Below are 19,220 nucleotides of genomic sequence, written 5' to 3'. Positions count from 1 at the left end.
TAGATTGCTGTAGTGATATTAAATTCAACTTCTCACAACTTGTTAAAAGTTATGTATAATTTCAATTTAATCATATGCCTATACAAAGCCTATTTCAATAAGTTTTATGGTTTTTATTGAAACTTTACAATACATTTACAAACCCAGTTCTTATAGAGGTCAATCTGTTTTAAAATAAAAAATCCAATCTGAATACAGTGCTGAGACTATCATCAGATTGGATATTTAATATGATTTATGATTTTTATTCATCAAAAACTAGAATGTTGAAGAAATGCCCATCAATATCTTCAAATGTGAAGCCATAAAAACCATCACGTTCTTTAGGTTGATCGATAATTTTACCTCCGAAACTCTGTACATCTTCTTTAAGTTGATGTGCTTCTTCTTTTGTATCAACCGAAAGTGAAATCAACGCATCATTACCATAAGGTACGCGATGAATATATGATTCAAAGTATTTCATGGCTACAATCATTATCGGAGAGCCTTTTTTTGCTTTGATACCGAACATCTTACCCTCTTGTTCCGGACGTTCCATAATCTCAAAGCCGATATTTTGATAAAACTTCTTGCTTTTGTCTAAGTCCTGACTCGCAAGATTAAACCAAATATTGTTAACCATCATACATACACCTCCCAATTATATTTATGATAGTAATCCCTTAATCATACGAAAAAGCACTCCCGCTTAAGGAAGTGCTTTTATCTAAACTATCAAGTTTAACGTTGGATTTCAACCATTTCGTATGCTTCGATAATATCGTCAACTTTTAAGTCGTTGTATTTTTCAATTGTGATACCACACTCGTAACCTTTTGCCACTTCTTTCGCATCGTCTTTGAAACGTTTTAACGTATCAAGTTTACCTTCGAAGATGACAATACCGTCACGGATGACGCGTACTCCTGCGTTACGTGTGATTTTACCTTCAGTTACATAACATCCTGCGATTGTACCGACTTTAGAAACTTTGAATGTTTGACGAACTTCAGCTTGTCCGATAACTTTTTCTTCGTATTCAGGGTCAAGCATACCTTTCATCGCTGATTCAATTTCTTCGATTACGTCGTAGATAACACGGTGTAAACGTAAGTCTACATTTTCTTGTTCAGCTGCACGTTTCGCACCAGAGTCAGGACGTACGTTGAAGCCGATGATGATACCGTTTGAAGCATTCGCAAGTGTAACGTCAGATTCGTTGATTGCACCCACTGCTGTATGGATGATACGAACGTTAACACCTTCAACATCAATTTTCATAAGTGAAGCTGCTAATGCTTCTACTGAACCTTGTACGTCACCTTTGATGATTACGTTAAGGTCTTTCATTTCACCTTGTTTCATTTGTTCGAACAAGTTGTCTAATGAAACGTTTTTGCTTTCTTGACGTTGTTGTAAGATGCTTTCTTCATGACGTGCTTCACCGATTCTACGTGCTTGTTTTTCGTCTGAGAAGACAACGAAGCGGTCACCGGCTTGTGGTACATCATTAATACCCGTAATTTCAACCGGTGTCGATGGACCAGCTGATTTGATACGTTGACCTAAATCATTCACCATTGCACGGATACGACCGAACGTATTACCTACTACAATAGCATCTCCCACATGCAACGTACCATTTTGAACTAATAATGATGCCGCAGGACCACGTGATTTGTCTAATTCAGCTTCAATAACTGTACCGACAGCACGTTTGTCTGGGTTCGCTTTTAATTCTTGTACTTCTGATACTAAGACAATCATTTCTAATAAGTCTTCAATACCGTCACCGCTTAATGCTGAAAGTGGTACGAAGATTGTGTCGCCTCCCCAGTCTTCAGGGAATAAACCATGTTCAGTTAATTCCTGCATAACACGATCAGGGTTTGCTGTTGGTTTATCAATTTTGTTTACCGCTACGATAATCGGCACATCTGCTTCTTTAGCATGGTTAATCGCTTCAATTGTTTGAGGCATAACACCGTCGTCTGCTGCAACCACTAAGATTGTGATATCAGTGACTTGCGCACCACGTGCACGCATAGTAGTGAAGGCTGCGTGTCCAGGTGTATCTAAGAAAGTGATTTTTTTGCCGTCATTTGTGATTTGGTAAGCACCGATATGTTGTGTGATACCGCCCGCTTCACCTTGTGTCACATGTGTATTTCTGATTGAGTCAAGTAGCGTTGTTTTACCATGGTCAACGTGTCCCATGATTGTTACAACTGCTGGACGCTCAATTGCATCCGGATCTTCTTCTTCATCATCGAAGTAGATATCTAAGTCTTCTTCGTCAATGACTACTTCTTTTTCTACTTCTACACCATAATCATCAGCGATTAACTCAATTGTTTCATCGTCTAATGATTGGTTAATGTTTGCCATAATACCAAGTAAGAATAATTTCTTAACAATACTTGATGACTCAATATTCATTTTGTCAGCTAATTCGCCAACCGTAATACCTTCTAAATAAGTAATTTTTTCTGGCATTTCTTTTTTCGGTTGTTCTGGTGCTGGTTTTTGATTATTGTTTTTCTTATGTTTGTTGTTGTTTTTATTATTATTTTTGTTGTGGTTCTTGTTGCCTTTTTTATTATTCTTTTTAGCATTACCGCTATTATTGTTATTATTTTTATTTTTATCTTTATTATTGTTTTGATGTTTTTTGTGATTATTTTGAGCAGCTTTATCGTTTTGCTTATCTTTAGATGAATTTGGTTTGAATTTTTTATCCAACTCTTTGATTTCATTCGGTTCTAACGCTTGCATGTGGTTAGACACCTCAACATTCATCTTCTTCAATTCATCAATAACATCTTTACTTTTTAATTTTAAATCTTTTGCATACTCGTAAATTCTCTTTTTACTCATATAATCACTCCTTACGTTATTCATCTATCATTGATAATAGCTTTTTGGCAAAACCGTTATCCATTATAGCTATATTCACGCGAGAAGATTTGCCAAGTGCTTGGCCTAACTCTTCTCTTGTACCGAATATACGCAACGGAACGTGATAACTCTCACATTTTTGACTGATTTCTTTGGTTGTCCTCGATGACGCATCCTCAGACAGAATCACTAACGATGTTTTTCGTTTTTTGATTTCTGTCAGAATAACTGACTCACCACTTTTAACCTTGCCAGCCCGCATTGCCAATCCTAAAAAATTCAAGATGTTGCTCTTATTCATTTTGGAATCTCTTCTCTGTAAATGAGACGTATGATTTCTTTATAGACAGGCTCTAAAGTTTCAGCATCAGCATTAAAGAACTTCTCTAAAATCCCTTTTTGCTGTGCTTTTTCTACAAGTGCTACATCTTTAGAAACGTACGCACCACGTCCAGGTTTCTTACCTGTCGCATCTGCAGAAATTTCGCCTTCTTTGTTTATAACCACACGAATCATATCGTTTTTGGGACGCATTTCATTTGAAAGTATACACTTTCTCATTGGAATCTTCTTTTTCTTCATAAAGGCATTCACTCCAAATTATTCTTCTACGTCTTTTTTAGCTTCTGTTTCTTCTGAAGCTTCGTCTTCTTCTGATTCAGCTGCTTCAATGTCTTCCGCTTCTTCTACTTCAACATCTTCAGCTTCAGGTACTTCTTCTACTTGTGCCACTACCACATCTTCAGAAAGATCTTCTTCGATTGGTGTTTCTTCAACTTCGTCTTGTTCTGGCACTGGGTAGATACCTGCTTCACGTGCATCTGTTTCAGATTTAATATCGATTTTCCAACCTGTCAATTTCGCTGCTAAACGTGCGTTTTGACCACGTTTACCGATAGCTAGTGATAATTGATAATCAGGAACGACTACTGTTGTAGATTGATTGTCTTCGTCTACAATTACTTCTAAAACTTGTGAAGGGCTTAATGCGTTTTTCACAAAGACTTTAGGATTTTCATTCCATTGTACGATATCAATTTTTTCTCCGCCAAGCTCTTCAACAATCGCTTCAACACGGACACCTTTTGCACCTACACATGCGCCGACAGCATCAATATCATCATTTTCAGAGTAGACACTGATTTTTGAACGATCGCCCGCTTCACGTGCAACTGATTTAATCACAACAGTACCATCATAAATTTCAGGTACTTCTTCTTCAAACAAACGTTTCAATAAGCCAGGATGACTACGTGATACATAGATTTGAGGACCTTTTGTCGTTTGTTCTACTTTATTAACGTATACTTTGATACGTTCATTTGGAATGTAACTTTCATTTGGACTTCTTTCAGCTTCAGATAATACCGCTTCAGTGCGTCCTAAGTTAACATACACATATCTGTGATCGACTCTGTCAATGATACCAGTCATGATATCTTCTTCTTTATCGATAAATTCATCATAAAGAATTTCTCTTTCAGCATCGCGTAAACGTTGCATCACAGCTTGTTTTGCTGCTTGTGCACCCACACGGCCGAAGTCTTTCGGTGTAACATCTTCTTCGTAGATATCACCGATTTCATATGCTGGGTTTTTCACCAACGCTGTACTGATGTCCACTTCATCGCGGTCATCAAATACTTCTTCTACGACTTCTTTACGTGCGATAACTTTGAACGTACCTTCGTCCATATTCAATTCCACACGTGCATTACGTGAAGATTCATAGTTCTTTTTATAAGCAGTAATCAATGCTGCTTCAATCGCATCGATTAGTACTTCTCTAGGAATTTTCTTTTCTTTTTCCAAATATTCTACTGCTAATATTAATTCATTTGACACGGTTAAATCCTCCTACTCACGTTAAATCAAAACTGCATGACGTGCTTTAGCAATTTTATTTCTTGGGATTTCAACTTGCTTTTTCTTTGATTTGACTTGCACTTCGATCACAACTGACTCGTCATCTACTGACTGCAAGACACCTAACCATTCTTTAGCACCTTCAACCGGCGCATAAAGAGTGACAAATACAGGTTGATTGACTGCATTACGAAACGCCTTATCGTCTTTGATAGGACGCTCAGCACCTGGTGACGCAACGTCTAGGTAATACATTTGTTCAATCGGATCTGCTTCATCCATTGCTGCGCTGATTTTTTCTGATGCTAATGTGCAATCATTCAAATCAACGCCGCCCTCTTTATCAATAGAGATTCTAAGATAGCGGTCTCTACCTTCTTTTGTGAATTCAATATCCACGAGTTCAAAATTCAATTCATCTAAAACCGGTTGAATAATTGTTTCGATTTGTTCAGTAATTTTACTCATGCTGACCTCCTTTATACAAATAGAAAAGAGCGGGTAAACCCCACTCTTCGTGACTAAAGTTCATTTTTTACGCACTATGATTATAACACAGTACATCTTTAAATGCCAATTGTAGCACAGTTGACACTTTTTAAGCATTACATATCAAAAATTGATAATTGTGCTTTATCGGGTAAACCAGGTAATGAACCTAAATCATCTAAATACTCAATGACTTTTTGAGAAAGACCCGCTTTCTTATTCAAGTCTTCTTTTGATAAGAACGGTCCTTCATTACGCGCTTCAACAATACGTTTCGCTACGTTTTCACCTAGACCTGGCACCGCGATAAACGGTGGAATCAATGTATCGCCTTCAATAATAAATTCAAATGCCTGACTCTTTTCTAAACTGATCGGCTGCATACGGAAACCGCGATGCGCCATTTCGTTCATGATTTCAAGCACAGTTAAAACGTCTTTTTCTTTCTTGCCAAGTTCCATGTATTTAGAATACATATCTTTCACTGCCGCTTTGATACCTTCTTTATCTTTGATCATGGTTAATAAGTCAAAGTCTGATGCACGAACAGTAAAGTAAGACGCATAATAATATAACGGATAATGCACTTTGAAGTAAGCGATACGTACCGCCATTAATACGTAAGCTGCCGCATGGGCTTTCGGGAACATGTACTTGATTTTCTTACATGAGTCTAAATACCAATCCGGTACATTATTCTCTTTCATAATTTCTTCCCATTCTTCTTGCAGGCCTTTACCTTTACGTACTGCCTCCATAATTTTGAAGGCTAATGATGGTTCTAATCCGGCATACATTAAATACACCATGATATCGTCACGACAACCGATAACTCCAGATAGATCACATGTACCTGAACGTACTAATTCTTGGGCATTGCCTAACCATACGTCTGTACCATGGGATAATCCAGAAATCTGAACGAGTTCAGAGAATGTTGTCGGTTTCGTATCTTCTAACATTTGACGAACGAACGCTGTACCGAATTCTGGTACACCGAACGTCCCTGTCTTACATAAAATATCTTCTTCTGTAACACCTAAAGATTCTGGTGTACTGAAAATACGCATTGTTTCTTTGTCATCGACCGGCACTGTTTTCGGATCAATGCCTGATAAATCTTGAAGCATACGAATCATCGTTGGATCATCGTGTCCAAGAATATCGAGTTTCAAGACGTTATCATGAATGGAGTGGAAGTCGAAGTGCGTTGTCATCCAAGCTGATGATTGGTCATCCGCTGGATATTGAATCGGCGTAAAGTCATAAATATCCATATCATCAGGTACTACAATGATACCGCCAGGGTGTTGGCCTGTTGTACGTTTAACACCAGTACAACCTTTAACTAAACGGTCAATTTCAGCACCACGTTTATGAATACCTTGGTCATTTAAATAACCTTTGACATAACCGAATGCAGTTTTCTCTGCGACTGTACCGATAGTTCCGGCACGGAATACTTTATCTTCACCGAATAAGACTTTCGTGTAGTTATGTGCTTCAGGTTGATATTCACCACTGAAGTTCAAGTCAATATCTGGTACTTTGTCACCTTTGAAGCCTAAGAATGTTTCGAAAGGAATATCTTGACCTTCTTTAATCATTTCAGCACCACATTCACATGTCTTATCTGGCAAGTCGAAACCAGAGCCGACGGAACCGTCATTAAAGAACTCGCTCTTCTTACATTTTGGACAAATGTAGTGCGGCGGCAATGGATTCACTTCGGTAATTTCAGTCATTGTCGCAACGAAGCTTGAGCCGACAGAACCACGTGAACCTACTAAGTAACCATCGTTGAGTGATTTCTTAACCAAACGTTGTGAAATCAAGTAGATAACAGCGAATCCGTTACCAATAATACTTTCTAATTCTTTTTCAAGACGATCAATAACAATTTGCGGTAAATCATCACCATATAATTTACGCGCATTCGCATAACTCATTTCACGAATTTCTTCATTCGCACCATCCATATTAGGTGTATACAATTTGTCTTTAATCGGTACAACACGTTCAATACGATCAGCTAGTGCTTGTGTATTATCAACGACAATTTCTTTCGCTTTCTCTTCACCTAAGAAATGGAATGCATCTAACATTTCATCTGTCGTTCTGAAATGTGCTTCAGGTAACGTAGAACGATTTAATGGGTTACCTGGTTGAGACGCGATTAAGATTTTACGTGCAATTGCATCATGTTCATTTAAATAATGCACATTACCTGTCGCAACCACAGGCACATTGACCGCTTTACCCGCTTCAAGCAAACGCTGATAAATCTCAATCATAGTTTCATTATCACGAATCAATTCACGATCGATTAAATCTTGGTATAACGCAGGCGGTTGTACTTCTATATAGTCATAATATTTCGCAATATGTTCAACTTGTGATTGGTCTTTCTGCATTACCGCAGTAAAGACTTCACCTTCATCACATGCTGAACCGATTAATAAACCTTCACGGTACTCATCTAATAATGAACGTGGAATTCTCGGTGTACGATAGTAATACGTCACTAAGGATTCACTGACAATCTTGAATAAGTTTTTTAAACCTGTTTGGTTTTGAACTAAAATCGTCACATGACTTGGACGTGCACGTTTATAAGCATCTTCGTTTGATAGTGATTGGTTGATATCTTGATGATTTTTAACACCGAGTTCATCCACTTGTTTCAACATTTTAATAAAGATATAAGCCGTAGCTTCTGTATCATAGATGGCACGGTGATGTTGTGTCAGTTCAACACCATATTTTTTGGCTAAGAAGTTCAAACCATGTTTACCAAATTCTGTATTTATCGTACGTGATAATTCTAAAGTATCGATAACACCATTTGTATAATGGCCTAAACCTGCACGTTCATAGCCAGTATCAATGAAGCCCATATCGAAAGATGCGTTATGGGCTACGAATATCGCATCTCCGACCCATTCTTTGAATTCTGTTAATACATCATCAATTTCAGGAGCATCAACTAACATTTCATCTGAGATGTGCGTCAAATTCTTGATAGTTTCAGATAAACGCTCATGCGGATTACTGAAACGTTCGAACTTATCAATGATTTCGCCATCATGGACTTTTACAGCGGCTAACTCGATAATTTTGTCGTATTGGTTTGATAAACCAGTCGTCTCAACGTCAAATACCACATAAGTCGCGTCTTTAAGATTACGGTCAGTCGGATTGTATGCAATCGGTACACCATCATCGACCAGCATACCTTCCATACCGTAAATCATTTTAATGCCATGCTTTTCAGCAGCACTGAACGCATCTGGATAAGCTTGAACGACATTATGGTCTGTTACTGCGATAGCAGGATGTCCCCATTTCGCAGCTTGTGCCACATAATCACCGATTTGATTAATACCGTCCATTTGACTCATCGCTGTATGCAGATGTAATTCCACACGCTTATCTTCTGCTTTATCTAGTTTTGGTGTTTTCTTAATTTCTTCAATATCAGACATCATCATGACTAAATCACGTACGAAAGTATCTTCTTCAATACGGCCTTGCGCACGTACCCATTTACCGACACTTAACGCTTTGAAATGTTCTAAATCGTCTTTATTTTTACGTGTAAACATTTTTAGTACGAGTGAATCTGTGTAATCTGTTACTTTTAATTCTACGATGTGACGGCCACTTTTTAGTTCTTTGATATTCATATCAAAGATAACGCCTTCAATCGCCACTTTGAATTCTTCTTCAATAATAGATTCAATCGGTCTGACGTTATCCACTTGGATTGGTTTACCGATTTGACATTTATCAACAGTACTTTCGTTATTATCTTGTTGCTTAGCTTTTTCAGCTTTCATACGTTCTAATTTTTCAGTTGCTTCTCTTGCGCTTTGTTGATCCTCTTCTTGAATATGTGCTTCTAATGAAGCTAAATCATTATCATGTTCAGACGTGTCTGTTTCAAAGACAATCTTATTCACGTCAAAGCCGCATTGTTGGTATGCTTTGACTAAGCTTCCGTTACACGCTTTATGGAAATAATCACGTTCAATATCATTTGAAACCATCACTTTTAAGACATTACCTGAAGTAATCAGACGTTTTTGTCTTAATTGTCCTTTTACTTTGGGTGACAATCTCGTCTGTTCAATACAATGGTTGAAGTATTTCATCGCAAACTCATCTTGGTTTCTTGTATCTTGAACAACAAAATGCCAATCTACAGTCGCAATCTCTTTAAATTCTTCAATCAAAGCGTGGGTAAATAACATGTAGTCTTCATAAGTTAAAAAGCGAGGCAGTGTAATTTGAAATAACCATGTCCGCTCTTTTTGAGAGACATCAATGCGGTTTAATTCACTGTTTTCTATAATATCTGGTTCGAGCTGATTCGCAATTTTAATCTGATCAGCTAACACTTTAAATTTTTCTTGATTTGTCATTGCCAAGACCATTACCACCTTAGTCATTAATTACATCGTTCATACGGTTAGGGAGAATTTTAATTTATTTAAAAAGGTGCATGCCCTTTTGAGTATAGAAAAAATGGAACCACGTTTGACAACGCGGTTGATTTTCATCTCTGTTCTGAAGTTCTAAAATATTATACCAAATTTCCAGTAATACTTAAAATGAGCAAACTGAATTTTTCTCTATGTAAAAAGCCGAAGTGCAGTCAGAGCACTTCGGCTTGTTGATTTATAAAATTAAATCTGTTCGTATAAATCTTTCACGTAATTCACTAAATCTGCTGCCGCAACTTCTTCGCTTTCTCCATTGTCACGACGTTTTACTTCAACAATACCTTCTGCCGCACGTTTACCAACTACAACACGTACTGGTAAACCGATTAAGTCAGCATCGTTGAATTTAACACCTGCACGTTCTTTACGATCATCGTATAAGACTTCAAATGATGCTTGAAGTGCTTGGTATAACTCATCACCAAGTTCTCTTTGATCATCTTTCTTAGGATTAATCGTAATTAAGTGTACTTCAAATGGTGTCACTGATTTAGGCCAGATAATACCATTGTCATCATTGTTTTGTTCTACAATCGCACTTAATGTTCTTGAAACCCCGATACCATAGCAACCCATGATTAATGGTTGTGCTTTACCTTGGTTATCTAAGAATGTCGCATTCATAGATTCAGAGTATTTTGTACCAAGTTTGAAGACTTGTCCAACTTCGATACCTTCTGCGAATTTAGCTTCGCCTGAACCATCGCTGAGCGGTTCACCTTCTAAGATGAAGCGGAAGTCGCCGAACGCTTCTACGTTAAAGTCGCGTTCTGGATTCGCATTCACATAATGGTAACCATCTTCATTTGCACCAACGACAATATTAGGAATTTCTTGTACGAAATTATCCGCATATACTTTGATGCCTTTTTCTTGAATAGGTCCGATTGAACCTGGGTTTGCACCCACTAAGTTGATAATTTCATCTTGGCTCGCAAGTTCAATATTGTCTGTACCGAAGTAAGCTTTTAATTTTACGTCATTCACTTCATGATGGCCACGTACTAAGACAATCACAAATTCGCCATCCACTTTGAATACCATTGATTTCGTAATTTGATCTAGTGGGCGATTTAAGAAATCTGCCACTTCTTGTGCTGTATGCGCATTTGGTGTTTCAACTTTTTCTAATTCCAGTAAAGCTTCATCGTGTGCTTTTGGCTCATACACAACTTCTGCTTTTTCAATATTAGCAGCGTAGTCGCTGTTTTCACTGTAAACAATTGTATCTTCACCGATTTCACTTAACGCCATAAATTCATGAGTATGGCTGCCGCCGATTGCACCTGAATCTGCGACAACTGGACGTGCGTTAATACCCGCACGCTTAAAGATACGGCCATGTGCATCATACATATCATTGTATGTCTCATCTAATGACGCTTCATCCGCATGGAATGAATACGCATCTTTCATAATGAATTCACGACCGCGTAATAAACCGAAACGTGGACGCTTTTCATCTCTGAATTTAGATTGAATTTGGAATAGTGTTAAAGGTAATTGCTTATAAGATTTCAATTCATCACGTACTAATGATGTGACGACTTCTTCATGTGTTGGTCCTAACGCGAATTGACGACCATTACGATCAGTCAGACGCATTAATTCACTGCCATAAGCTTCCCAACGTCCTGACTCTTCCCATAATTCTGAAGGCTGTAATGCCGGCATTAAGATTTCTACCGCATCAATTTTCTCCATTTCTTCTCTGATAATTGATGTAATATTATTTAATACACGTGTCGCAAGCGGTAAATAACTATAAATTCCACTTGTACTTTGTTTAATCAATCCTGCTTTTAACAGTAATCGATGACTTAAGGCTTCAGCTTCCGCTGGCACCTCTCTTAACGTTGGTATAAATACTTTTGACTGTCTCATAAAACTGAGCTCCTCCATTTCCTATAAGAAATAACGTTGTATGTCATTCCATGTCACTAATATCATAATAATTACTACAAATATAGCACCTGCACCAATAATGTAGGCTTCCGCTTTTTTGTTGACGGGCTTTCTGAAAATCGCTTCATAAATAACGAACAGAATTCTTCCGCCGTCTAATGCTGGAATTGGTAATAGGTTCATTAAACCTAAGTTCACACTTAACATAGCTGTCCATGCTATCAAGTTAATGATACCAGTTTTCACCACAGTATCAACATTATGGTAAATACCGACAGGTCCATTCAACATGTCGAATGAAAATCCACCTGTAAAGATACTCCCTATCATAGACACAATTGCTGTGAAAATAATCGTTCCTGCTTTGAAGAATTGCTCTACACCTGTTGTAAGCGGCGCAATCAGAGAGCTATGGTCTTTATCAGGTTGGAAACCTAAGATATAGCGTGTTTGAGATGTCAGTTTGGTTAACTTCTCAACGACTTTTTTAGGTTTGAATTCAGCTGATTTTTGGTGACCGTCACGCTCATATTGAATTGAAACTTTTTGACCTTTATTATCTTCTAAAGCTTTTGTGATATCTTTAAAGTTCTCAATTTTTTTATCACCGATTTGTTCAATTTTATCACCAGGCTTCAAACCGATTTCTTGTGCTGGTGTATTATCCGCGACTTGTTTCACCACATTATTCGGTGTGCCTTGGTAATATGCTAATCCGATAAAAATCACAATCGCAAGCAAGAAGTTGAATAATGGTCCTGCAAACAATGTTAAGAATTTTTGCCATGGTGTTTTGTGTACCAATTGACGATTACGCGGTGCAATTTGGATTAACGAACCATTTTCTACAAAATATGCTTCTTTCGCAATATAAAAACGATGGCGTTCGTCATCATAAGATGTAATACCTTCTAAATACATTTCATCTTTGAAGTCAATTTTCTTCACTTCAATGACTTCTGCTTGTTGGAATTTATGTTGATCATCTAACAAGATATGCGTAATTTCATCTTGATCATTTAATTTAATCTTAACTGACATACCTGGTTCTACAGGCGGTTCTTCTAAACCGTCCCCTGCCATACGGACATAACCGCCGACGGGTAATAAACGGATAGTATATAACGTTTCATTCTTTCTGAAACTGAATATTTTCGGTCCCATGCCTATCGCAAATTCAGGACACATAATCCCTGCACGCTTCGCGAAGAACATGTGACCGAACTCATGCACGAAGACTAATACGCCGAATACGATAATAAAAGATAGTATAGTTATTAGCAAAATTGGGCCACTCCTATTTAATTAATTGGTCCATCAAATATGTAAAACTTGCTTAAACAAGATACATGTGACGGTAACATTTTATAAAATCATTTTAATGAAAATCATGCGAACATACAACAAATATACGATGTTACAAAAATGAGGCATGCCTTAAGCAAACGCTGTTTCTTTGTTTGCATAACCGCATGCCTCACGTTTTTAGTTTTGTAAAAGTAAAATATTTAATAGCGGTAATACGAACATAAAGCTGTCGAAGCGATCGAGAATACCACCATGTCCTGGTAATATTTTACCTGAGTCTTTCACACCAAAGTGACGTTTGAATCCTGATTCAACTAAGTCGCCAAGTTGTCCGAACATACTTAATACAACCGTTACAACCATCATAACGAAAATGTTGACTGGGAATTCAATAAACATCTGCATAATGATCGGTACCAACAAGCTGCATAGCACGCCGCCGATAAAACCTTCAATCGTTTTATTTGGACTGATAACCGGCCATAATTTATGTTTACCGATACTGCGTCCAAATAAGTAAGCCCCTGTATCTGTTGTCCATACGACTAAGAAAGCATATAAAATGAAGGCAAGACCTGCTTCACGTGTTTCATATAAGTACATGAAGCCGATGCCGACATATGCAACAGACATTAAGCAGAAGGCTGCGTCGATGAAGCTGAAGCGGTTTTTAGACATAACCGTATAACTTAGTACCACGAAACTCATGATTACAAGTCCCTTCAACTGTATAGCAGGGACTAATGAACCTAAATCTTGCGGCAACATAATAATGACGAGCCCAAGTGCACTGATAATCCCTGGTATAGAAATAAAACGGATTTTATTCATATTTAGTAATTCTTTTAAAGCGATAAACGCTAGTAAAAATGAAAAGTACATCAGTACTTGACCACCGATAATTAATATCGGTAAAAAGATGATTAAGGCAATAATAGCCGTGACCATTCTTACTCTCATATTAAATTCCTACCTTAAATTATAATAGCCCGCCGAAGCGACGTTGTCTTTTTTGATATATCTTAATACAATCATACAATTCTTGTTCATCAAAATCAGGCCACAATTTCTGGTCAAATATAAATTCACTATATGAAATCTGCCATATTAAGAAATTGCTGATACGTTGTTCCCCAGATGTGCGAATCAATAATTCAGGATCAGGATACTGACTTGTCATTAAATACTGATTCATCATACTTTCAGTGATATCCTCGCTATTATATCCTTGTTTCTGCATATCATCAAACATTCGACGAACACTGTCTACGATTTCTGCTCTTCCACCGTAATTAATCGCAAAAATCAATTTAAGTCCTTGATTATGTGCTGTCTTTTCTTTCGCGTGATTAATTGCTTTTAACGTTGATGCCGGCAGATCATCTGTAAATCCGATAGTTTCAACTTTGACATCTTTTTCAATTAATTCAGGTAAAAAAGTCTTAAGGAAATTCACTGGTAAATTCATAATATAATTTACCTCTTGTTCAGGACGGGACCAATTTTCAGTTGAAAAGGCGTAGAGCGTTAAATACTTTACACCAATATCATTTGCTGCTCTTGTGATTTTCTTAATGGTTTGCATTCCCTCATAATGCCCTTTGATTCTTGGCATTTTACGTTTCTTCGCCCAACGGCCATTACCATCCATGATAATCGCTATATGTTCGGGTATGTTATGTAAATCTAATTCTGAATGGTTCGTTTCAGTTTCAGAACGATTCTTATTTCTTAGCTTTTTAAACATGGTCTATCCTCCGAGCTCAATCTATCTCTGTTACATTATAATAGATTATTCATGCAATTATCTATCATTTTATCACACTCGTTAAACGCAATGAATAGAACAATTAAAAAACTGTACCAAAGTCTGAGTTGGTACAGTTTTAATAAGTGATTTAAACACTGTCTTGCTTAAATCTGTTTAGATGATTAGACAGCCATAATGTCTTTTTCTTTTTCATCTAATACTTTTTCAATTTCTTTAATAGAATCATCAGTGATTTTTTGAACTTGTTCTGTTGCTGAACGTAATTCATCTTCTGAGATATCCCCATTTTTTTCGTCTTTTTTCAATTCATCATTGCTGTCACGACGAATATTACGTACAGATACTTTCGCATTTTCAGCCATTTTCTTAACGTCTTTTACTAATTCTTTACGACGTTCTTCAGTTAAAGCAGGTACTGTAATACGAATCACTTCACCATCACTTGTAGGGTTAACACCTAAGTTTGCTGCGTTGATTGCACGCTCAATTTCAGAGATTGATGATTTGTCGTAAGGTGATACTACTAATAAACGTGGTTCAGGTACGTTGATGCTTGCTAATTGTTGTACAGGTGTTGGTGCACCATAGTAATCAACATTTACACTAGCTAATAAGTTAGAGTTTGCACGACCTGCGTTAACTGTCGCAAATTCACGTGATAAACTCTCGATAGATTTTTTCATTCTTGATTTCGTTTCGCTTAAAATGTCACTCATCTTTCTTACACCTCAAATTTATAAAATTATTTAGTTATAGTTGTTCCGATTTCTTCGCCTAATACCGCACGCTTAATATTACCCTCTTCTGAAATAGAGAACACATTCAACGGAATGTTGTTGTCCATACAGAATGAAGCGGCAGTTGAGTCCATGACTTGAAGACCCTCTTGTAACATTTGAATGTATGTCAAATGCTCATATTTAACTGCGTCTTTATCAACTTTTGGATCAGCTGAGTAAACACCGTCAACATTATTTTTACCCATTAAAATTACATCAGCTTCTACTTCAGCTGCGCGTAATGCAGCTGTTGTATCTGTTGAGAAGTAAGGGTTGCCAATACCCGCAGCAAAAATTACAACACGTTTTTTCTCTAGGTGTCTGATTGCACGACGTCTAATATAAGGTTCAGCGACCTGTTTCATTTCGATTGATGTTAAAACACGTGTATCACAGTCAAGTTGTTCTAAACTGTCTTGGAGTGCTAATGCATTCATAACTGTTGCTAACATACCCATGTAGTCAGCTGTTCCGCGATCCATACCTAAATCACTGCCAGTTTTACCTCTCCAGATGTTGCCGCCTCCAACGATAACTGCGATTTCACAGTCCAATTCTACGACTTCTGCAATTTGTTTTGCAACACTTTTAATAATGATTGGATTAATTCCGAATCCTTTTTCTCCTGCTAGTGCTTCTCCGCTCAATTTCAAGACAACGCGATTGTATTTAGAAGTTTCAGCCATTTTCTTATCCTCTCTATAGTAAAAATATGTATGTGATACAAGTAAAGAAGACACATTGAGGTACGTCCGATACAAATGTGTGCATTTATATAGATATACAAGGGTGTCTTCTTTCTTGTTCAACATTTTAATAGATTATTATTTCATTTGTCCTTTAACTTCGTCAGCAAAGTTTTCGTCACGTTTTTCTAATCCTTCGCCTACTTCATAGCGTACAAAGTCAGTTAATTTACCGCCTTTTGATTTAAGGAATTCTTCAACAGTAACATCAGGGTTTTTAACGAAGTCTTGGTCAACTGCGCAAATTTCTTGTAAATATTTGCGTAAACGGCCTTCAACCATTTTTTCAACGATTTTTTCTGGTTTACCTTCATTTAATGCTTGTTGTTTTAATACTTCTTTTTCGTGTGCAAGTTCTTCTTGGCTTACTTGGTCAGAAGAAACATATTTAGGATTGATAGCAGCAATATGCATTGCAACATCTTTAGCAGCTTCTTCGTCAGTTGTACCTTCAACTACTGTTAATACACTGATACGGCCGCCCATATGTTCGTATGCACCGAATGCATCGTTGTCGCCTTTAGTTCTAACTGCGAAACGACGTAAGCTTAATTTTTCACCGATTGTTGAGATTGCTTTGTTGATACGTTCGCTAACAGTGTCACCTGTTGATAATTTAGTTTCTAACAATGCGTCAACTGATTCTGGTTTAGTTTCAAGAATTTGGTTAGCGATTTCTTTAACTAGCTCTTGGAAGCCTTCGTTACGTGCTACGAAGTCAGTTTCAGAGTTGATTTCAACGATTACAGCATCGTTACCGTTAACTCCAACATAAGTCATACCTTCAGCAGCAATACGATCTGCTTTTTTAGCAGCTTTCGCAATACCTTTTTCACGTAGGTAGTCGATTGCTTTTTCGATATCGCCATCAGTTTCTACTAATGCTTTTTTACAATCCATCATACCTGCGCCAGTTCTTTCGCGCAATTCTTTAACTAATTTAGCTGTAATTTGTGCCATTCAATTTTCCTCCATTTATATAACATAATATAATCAGTCAAATATAGTATATCAGTTCTCTCTCTAATTATAACTCTATTTGTCTCGCGTTAAACGCGTAAACTCTGATTATTCTTTATTTTTTATACGCTTATCAAGTATGCATCGCATACTCAATAAAAGCTTTACTTTTTATTCATATTATTTTTAAAAAAAGGTGATAAGCCTCAATATCTTATCACCCATTTTGAATTATTCTTAGTTTGATTCAACAGAAGTTTCTTCAGTTTCTTTTGCTTCGCCTTTATCTTCTTCTTTTAAGTCGATGTTTTGCTCAGCAGCTACTTCTTCATTAGAAACACCTTGTTGTCCTTCTAAGATCGCATCAGCCATTTTGCCTGTTAATAATTTAACGGCACGGATAGCATCATCGTTTGCTGGAATTACGTAATCAATTTCATCTGGATCGCAGTTCGTATCAACGATACCTACGATTGGGATGTGTAATTTACGTGCTTCAGCAATCGCGTTGCGCTCTTTACGAGGGTCAACTACGAATAATGCTTGAGGCATTGATTTCATATCACGAATACCACCTAAGAATTTGATTAAACGGTCGTATTCTTTTTTGATTTCAACTACTTCTTTTTTAGGTAATACTTCGAATAAGCCGTCTTCTTCCATTTTTTCAATTTCAGAAATACGTTTTACTCGTTTAGAGATTGTTTTGTAGTTAGTCAAGATTCCGCCTAACCATCTTTGGTTAACGTAGAATTGACCAGCGCGCTCAGCTTCATTTTTAATTGATTCTTGAGCTTGTTTTTTAGTACCTACGAATAAGACTTTACCGCCATCTTCTGATACTTGTTTAAGGAAGTTGTAAGCTTCGTCAACTTTTTTCACTGTTTTTTGTAAGTCGATGATATAGATACCATTTCTTTCAGTGAAAATGTATTTTTTCATTTTTGGGTTCCAACGGCGTGTTTGGTGACCGAAGTGAACACCTGCTTCTAGCAATTGTTTCATTGAAATTACTGCCATGATTAAAATCCTCCAATTTGGTTATTTTCCTCCATAAATAGCTCATGTAATAACGACGCAATAACATCGCACCAATTACATTTCAGCTCTTTATGTGTGTTATCGGCTTTATAGCCGTCATTAAATATAACATACTGCCGTCAATAAAGCAATATTTAAAATTTAAGTTGTCAGCGTTCTATCGTCTTATTTTGTTTTTTCTAATTCGTCTAAGAATTGTTCTTTTTTAACTTTGATGAAAGTACCTTTCATACCAAGTGAACGTGACTCGATAACACCAGCACTTTCAAGTTTACGTAATGCATTTACGATAACTGAACGCGTGATGCCGACACGGTCAGCAACTTTAGATGCGATTAATAATCCTTCTTTACCGCCTAATTCTTCAAAGATGTGCTCGATTGCTTCTCTTTCTGAGTATGATAAAGAGTTGATCGCCATGTTGATTGCTGCTTTATCACGTGCTTCTTGTTCTACTTCACTGTGTTTTTCACGTAAGATTTCCATACCTAATACTGTTGCTGCATATTCACCTAGTACTAAGTCGTTTTCATTAAACTCATCAGATACACGGCCAAGTACTAAAGTACCTAAACGTTCTCCACCACCTAATACTGGGAAGATTGTTGTTTTACTATCAATGAACGCATCTCTGTTTTCTGGAGGGAATACAGATAAATCATCATCGATATCAATGTTTGATTCTGTTTGTTTAACGTCCATTAATTTTTCAGTATATTCACTTGGAATATGGCGGTCTTCCAACATTTGATTGATTCGACTGTTTTTCAACAATTCATTTAAGCTTGCTCCTAGGATTTTACCTCTGCGTGAAACGATAAATACATTAGTTACAGTTACCTCACTAATTTTACGCGCTACGTCTTTAAAATCTACAGCAATTCCTTTATGTTTTTGCAACAGTGTATTCAATTCTCTTGTTTTTGAAAGTAAACTCATTTTTCTTCTCCTTTTGTATTTGTAATTATAA

General features: G+C 37.0%; 16 protein-coding genes. All 16 read right to left on the bottom strand.

Annotated features, from left to right (window positions below; translation table 11 throughout):
• Window positions 1-244: 244 nt before the first annotated feature.
• Entirely contained in the window at window positions 245-628 is a 384-nt protein-coding gene (locus CD112_RS03605) for a VOC family protein (RefSeq protein ID WP_002480708.1), read from the bottom strand.
• 95 nt (window positions 629-723) lie between these two features.
• Entirely contained in the window at window positions 724-2,859 is a 2,136-nt protein-coding gene (gene infB, locus CD112_RS03600) for a translation initiation factor IF-2 (RefSeq protein WP_060803512.1), read from the bottom strand.
• Between the two features lie 16 nt (window positions 2,860-2,875).
• Window positions 2,876-3,181, bottom strand: a complete 306-nt coding sequence (locus tag CD112_RS03595; RefSeq protein WP_023015690.1) for a YlxQ family RNA-binding protein — start codon at window positions 3,179-3,181, stop codon at window positions 2,876-2,878.
• Window positions 3,178-3,462: an RNase P modulator RnpM gene (gene rnpM, locus CD112_RS03590; protein ID WP_057509824.1), complete on the bottom strand. Its 285-nt coding sequence runs from the start codon at window positions 3,460-3,462 to the stop codon at window positions 3,178-3,180. The genes CD112_RS03595 and rnpM overlap by 4 nt, the downstream gene beginning before the upstream one ends.
• Before the next feature lie 18 nt (window positions 3,463-3,480).
• Window positions 3,481-4,725 (bottom strand): transcription termination factor NusA, encoded by a 1,245-nt coding sequence (gene nusA / locus CD112_RS03585; RefSeq protein ID WP_060803511.1) that lies wholly within the window; start codon window positions 4,723-4,725, stop codon window positions 3,481-3,483.
• A 21-nt stretch (window positions 4,726-4,746) separates the two neighbouring features.
• Window positions 4,747-5,214, bottom strand: a complete 468-nt coding sequence (rimP, locus tag CD112_RS03580) for a ribosome maturation factor RimP (RefSeq protein WP_002480703.1) — start codon at window positions 5,212-5,214, stop codon at window positions 4,747-4,749.
• 137 nt (window positions 5,215-5,351) lie between these two features.
• Window positions 5,352-9,659 carry a PolC-type DNA polymerase III gene (locus CD112_RS03575; protein ID WP_103363882.1) on the bottom strand — a complete coding sequence of 1,436 codons (4,308 nt, stop codon included), beginning with the start codon at window positions 9,657-9,659 and terminating at the stop codon, window positions 5,352-5,354.
• 264 nt (window positions 9,660-9,923) lie between these two features.
• Complete coding sequence (locus CD112_RS03570) at window positions 9,924-11,624, bottom strand: proline--tRNA ligase (protein WP_103363872.1); 1,701 nt, start codon at window positions 11,622-11,624, stop codon at window positions 9,924-9,926.
• Between the two features lie 21 nt (window positions 11,625-11,645).
• Complete coding sequence (rseP, locus tag CD112_RS03565) at window positions 11,646-12,929, bottom strand: RIP metalloprotease RseP (RefSeq protein WP_002480700.1); 1,284 nt, start codon at window positions 12,927-12,929, stop codon at window positions 11,646-11,648.
• Window positions 12,930-13,130: 201 nt separating this feature from the next.
• A complete protein-coding gene (locus CD112_RS03560; protein WP_103363871.1) occupies window positions 13,131-13,913 on the bottom strand; it encodes a phosphatidate cytidylyltransferase in 783 nt (260 codons plus the stop codon).
• A 19-nt stretch (window positions 13,914-13,932) separates the two neighbouring features.
• Complete coding sequence (uppS, locus tag CD112_RS03555) at window positions 13,933-14,700, bottom strand: undecaprenyl pyrophosphate synthase (protein WP_002480698.1); 768 nt, start codon at window positions 14,698-14,700, stop codon at window positions 13,933-13,935.
• 185 nt (window positions 14,701-14,885) lie between these two features.
• Entirely contained in the window at window positions 14,886-15,440 is a 555-nt protein-coding gene (gene frr / locus CD112_RS03550) for a ribosome recycling factor (protein WP_023015695.1), read from the bottom strand.
• Between the two features lie 26 nt (window positions 15,441-15,466).
• On the bottom strand, window positions 15,467-16,189 hold the full coding sequence (pyrH, locus tag CD112_RS03545; protein ID WP_002480696.1) for a UMP kinase: 723 nt from the start codon (window positions 16,187-16,189) through the stop codon (window positions 15,467-15,469).
• A gap of 138 nt (window positions 16,190-16,327) precedes the next feature.
• Window positions 16,328-17,209, bottom strand: coding sequence for a translation elongation factor Ts (tsf, locus tag CD112_RS03540; RefSeq protein ID WP_002480695.1), 882 nt, complete (start codon window positions 17,207-17,209; stop codon window positions 16,328-16,330).
• 237 nt (window positions 17,210-17,446) lie between these two features.
• Entirely contained in the window at window positions 17,447-18,229 is a 783-nt protein-coding gene (gene rpsB, locus CD112_RS03535; RefSeq protein ID WP_002480694.1) for a 30S ribosomal protein S2, read from the bottom strand.
• A 186-nt stretch (window positions 18,230-18,415) separates the two neighbouring features.
• Window positions 18,416-19,189: a GTP-sensing pleiotropic transcriptional regulator CodY gene (codY, locus tag CD112_RS03530; RefSeq protein WP_002480693.1), complete on the bottom strand. Its 774-nt coding sequence runs from the start codon at window positions 19,187-19,189 to the stop codon at window positions 18,416-18,418.
• Window positions 19,190-19,220 lie beyond the last annotated feature (31 nt).

It is taken from the genome of Staphylococcus simulans (genome assembly GCF_002902285.1).
Classification (GTDB): domain Bacteria; phylum Bacillota; class Bacilli; order Staphylococcales; family Staphylococcaceae; genus Staphylococcus; species Staphylococcus simulans.
The sequence above is the reverse complement of the archived record's forward strand: the minus strand, read 5'-3'. Positions and strand labels throughout refer to the sequence as shown.

Coding starts and splice junctions, on each gene's coding strand:
- CD112_RS03595 (WP_023015690.1), bottom strand. CDS start 3,181: ATGAATAAGAGCAACATCTTGAATTTTTTAGGATTGGCAATGCGGGCT.
- frr (WP_023015695.1), bottom strand. CDS start 15,440: ATGAGTGACATTTTAAGCGAAACGAAATCAAGAATGAAAAAATCTATC.
- tsf (WP_002480695.1), bottom strand. CDS start 17,209: ATGGCACAAATTACAGCTAAATTAGTTAAAGAATTGCGCGAAAGAACT.
- CD112_RS03560 (WP_103363871.1), bottom strand. CDS start 13,913: ATGAGAGTAAGAATGGTCACGGCTATTATTGCCTTAATCATCTTTTTA.
- rpsB (WP_002480694.1), bottom strand. CDS start 18,229: ATGGCAGTAATTTCAATGAAACAATTGCTAGAAGCAGGTGTTCACTTC.
- pyrH (WP_002480696.1), bottom strand. CDS start 16,189: ATGGCTGAAACTTCTAAATACAATCGCGTTGTCTTGAAATTGAGCGGA.
- CD112_RS03575 (WP_103363882.1), bottom strand. CDS start 9,659: ATGACAAATCAAGAAAAATTTAAAGTGTTAGCTGATCAGATTAAAATT.
- uppS (WP_002480698.1), bottom strand. CDS start 14,700: ATGTTTAAAAAGCTAAGAAATAAGAATCGTTCTGAAACTGAAACGAAC.
- codY (WP_002480693.1), bottom strand. CDS start 19,189: ATGAGTTTACTTTCAAAAACAAGAGAATTGAATACACTGTTGCAAAAA.
- infB (WP_060803512.1), bottom strand. CDS start 2,859: ATGAGTAAAAAGAGAATTTACGAGTATGCAAAAGATTTAAAATTAAAA.
- CD112_RS03605 (WP_002480708.1), bottom strand. CDS start 628: ATGATGGTTAACAATATTTGGTTTAATCTTGCGAGTCAGGACTTAGAC.
- rnpM (WP_057509824.1), bottom strand. CDS start 3,462: ATGAAGAAAAAGAAGATTCCAATGAGAAAGTGTATACTTTCAAATGAA.
- CD112_RS03570 (WP_103363872.1), bottom strand. CDS start 11,624: ATGAGACAGTCAAAAGTATTTATACCAACGTTAAGAGAGGTGCCAGCG.
- rimP (WP_002480703.1), bottom strand. CDS start 5,214: ATGAGTAAAATTACTGAACAAATCGAAACAATTATTCAACCGGTTTTA.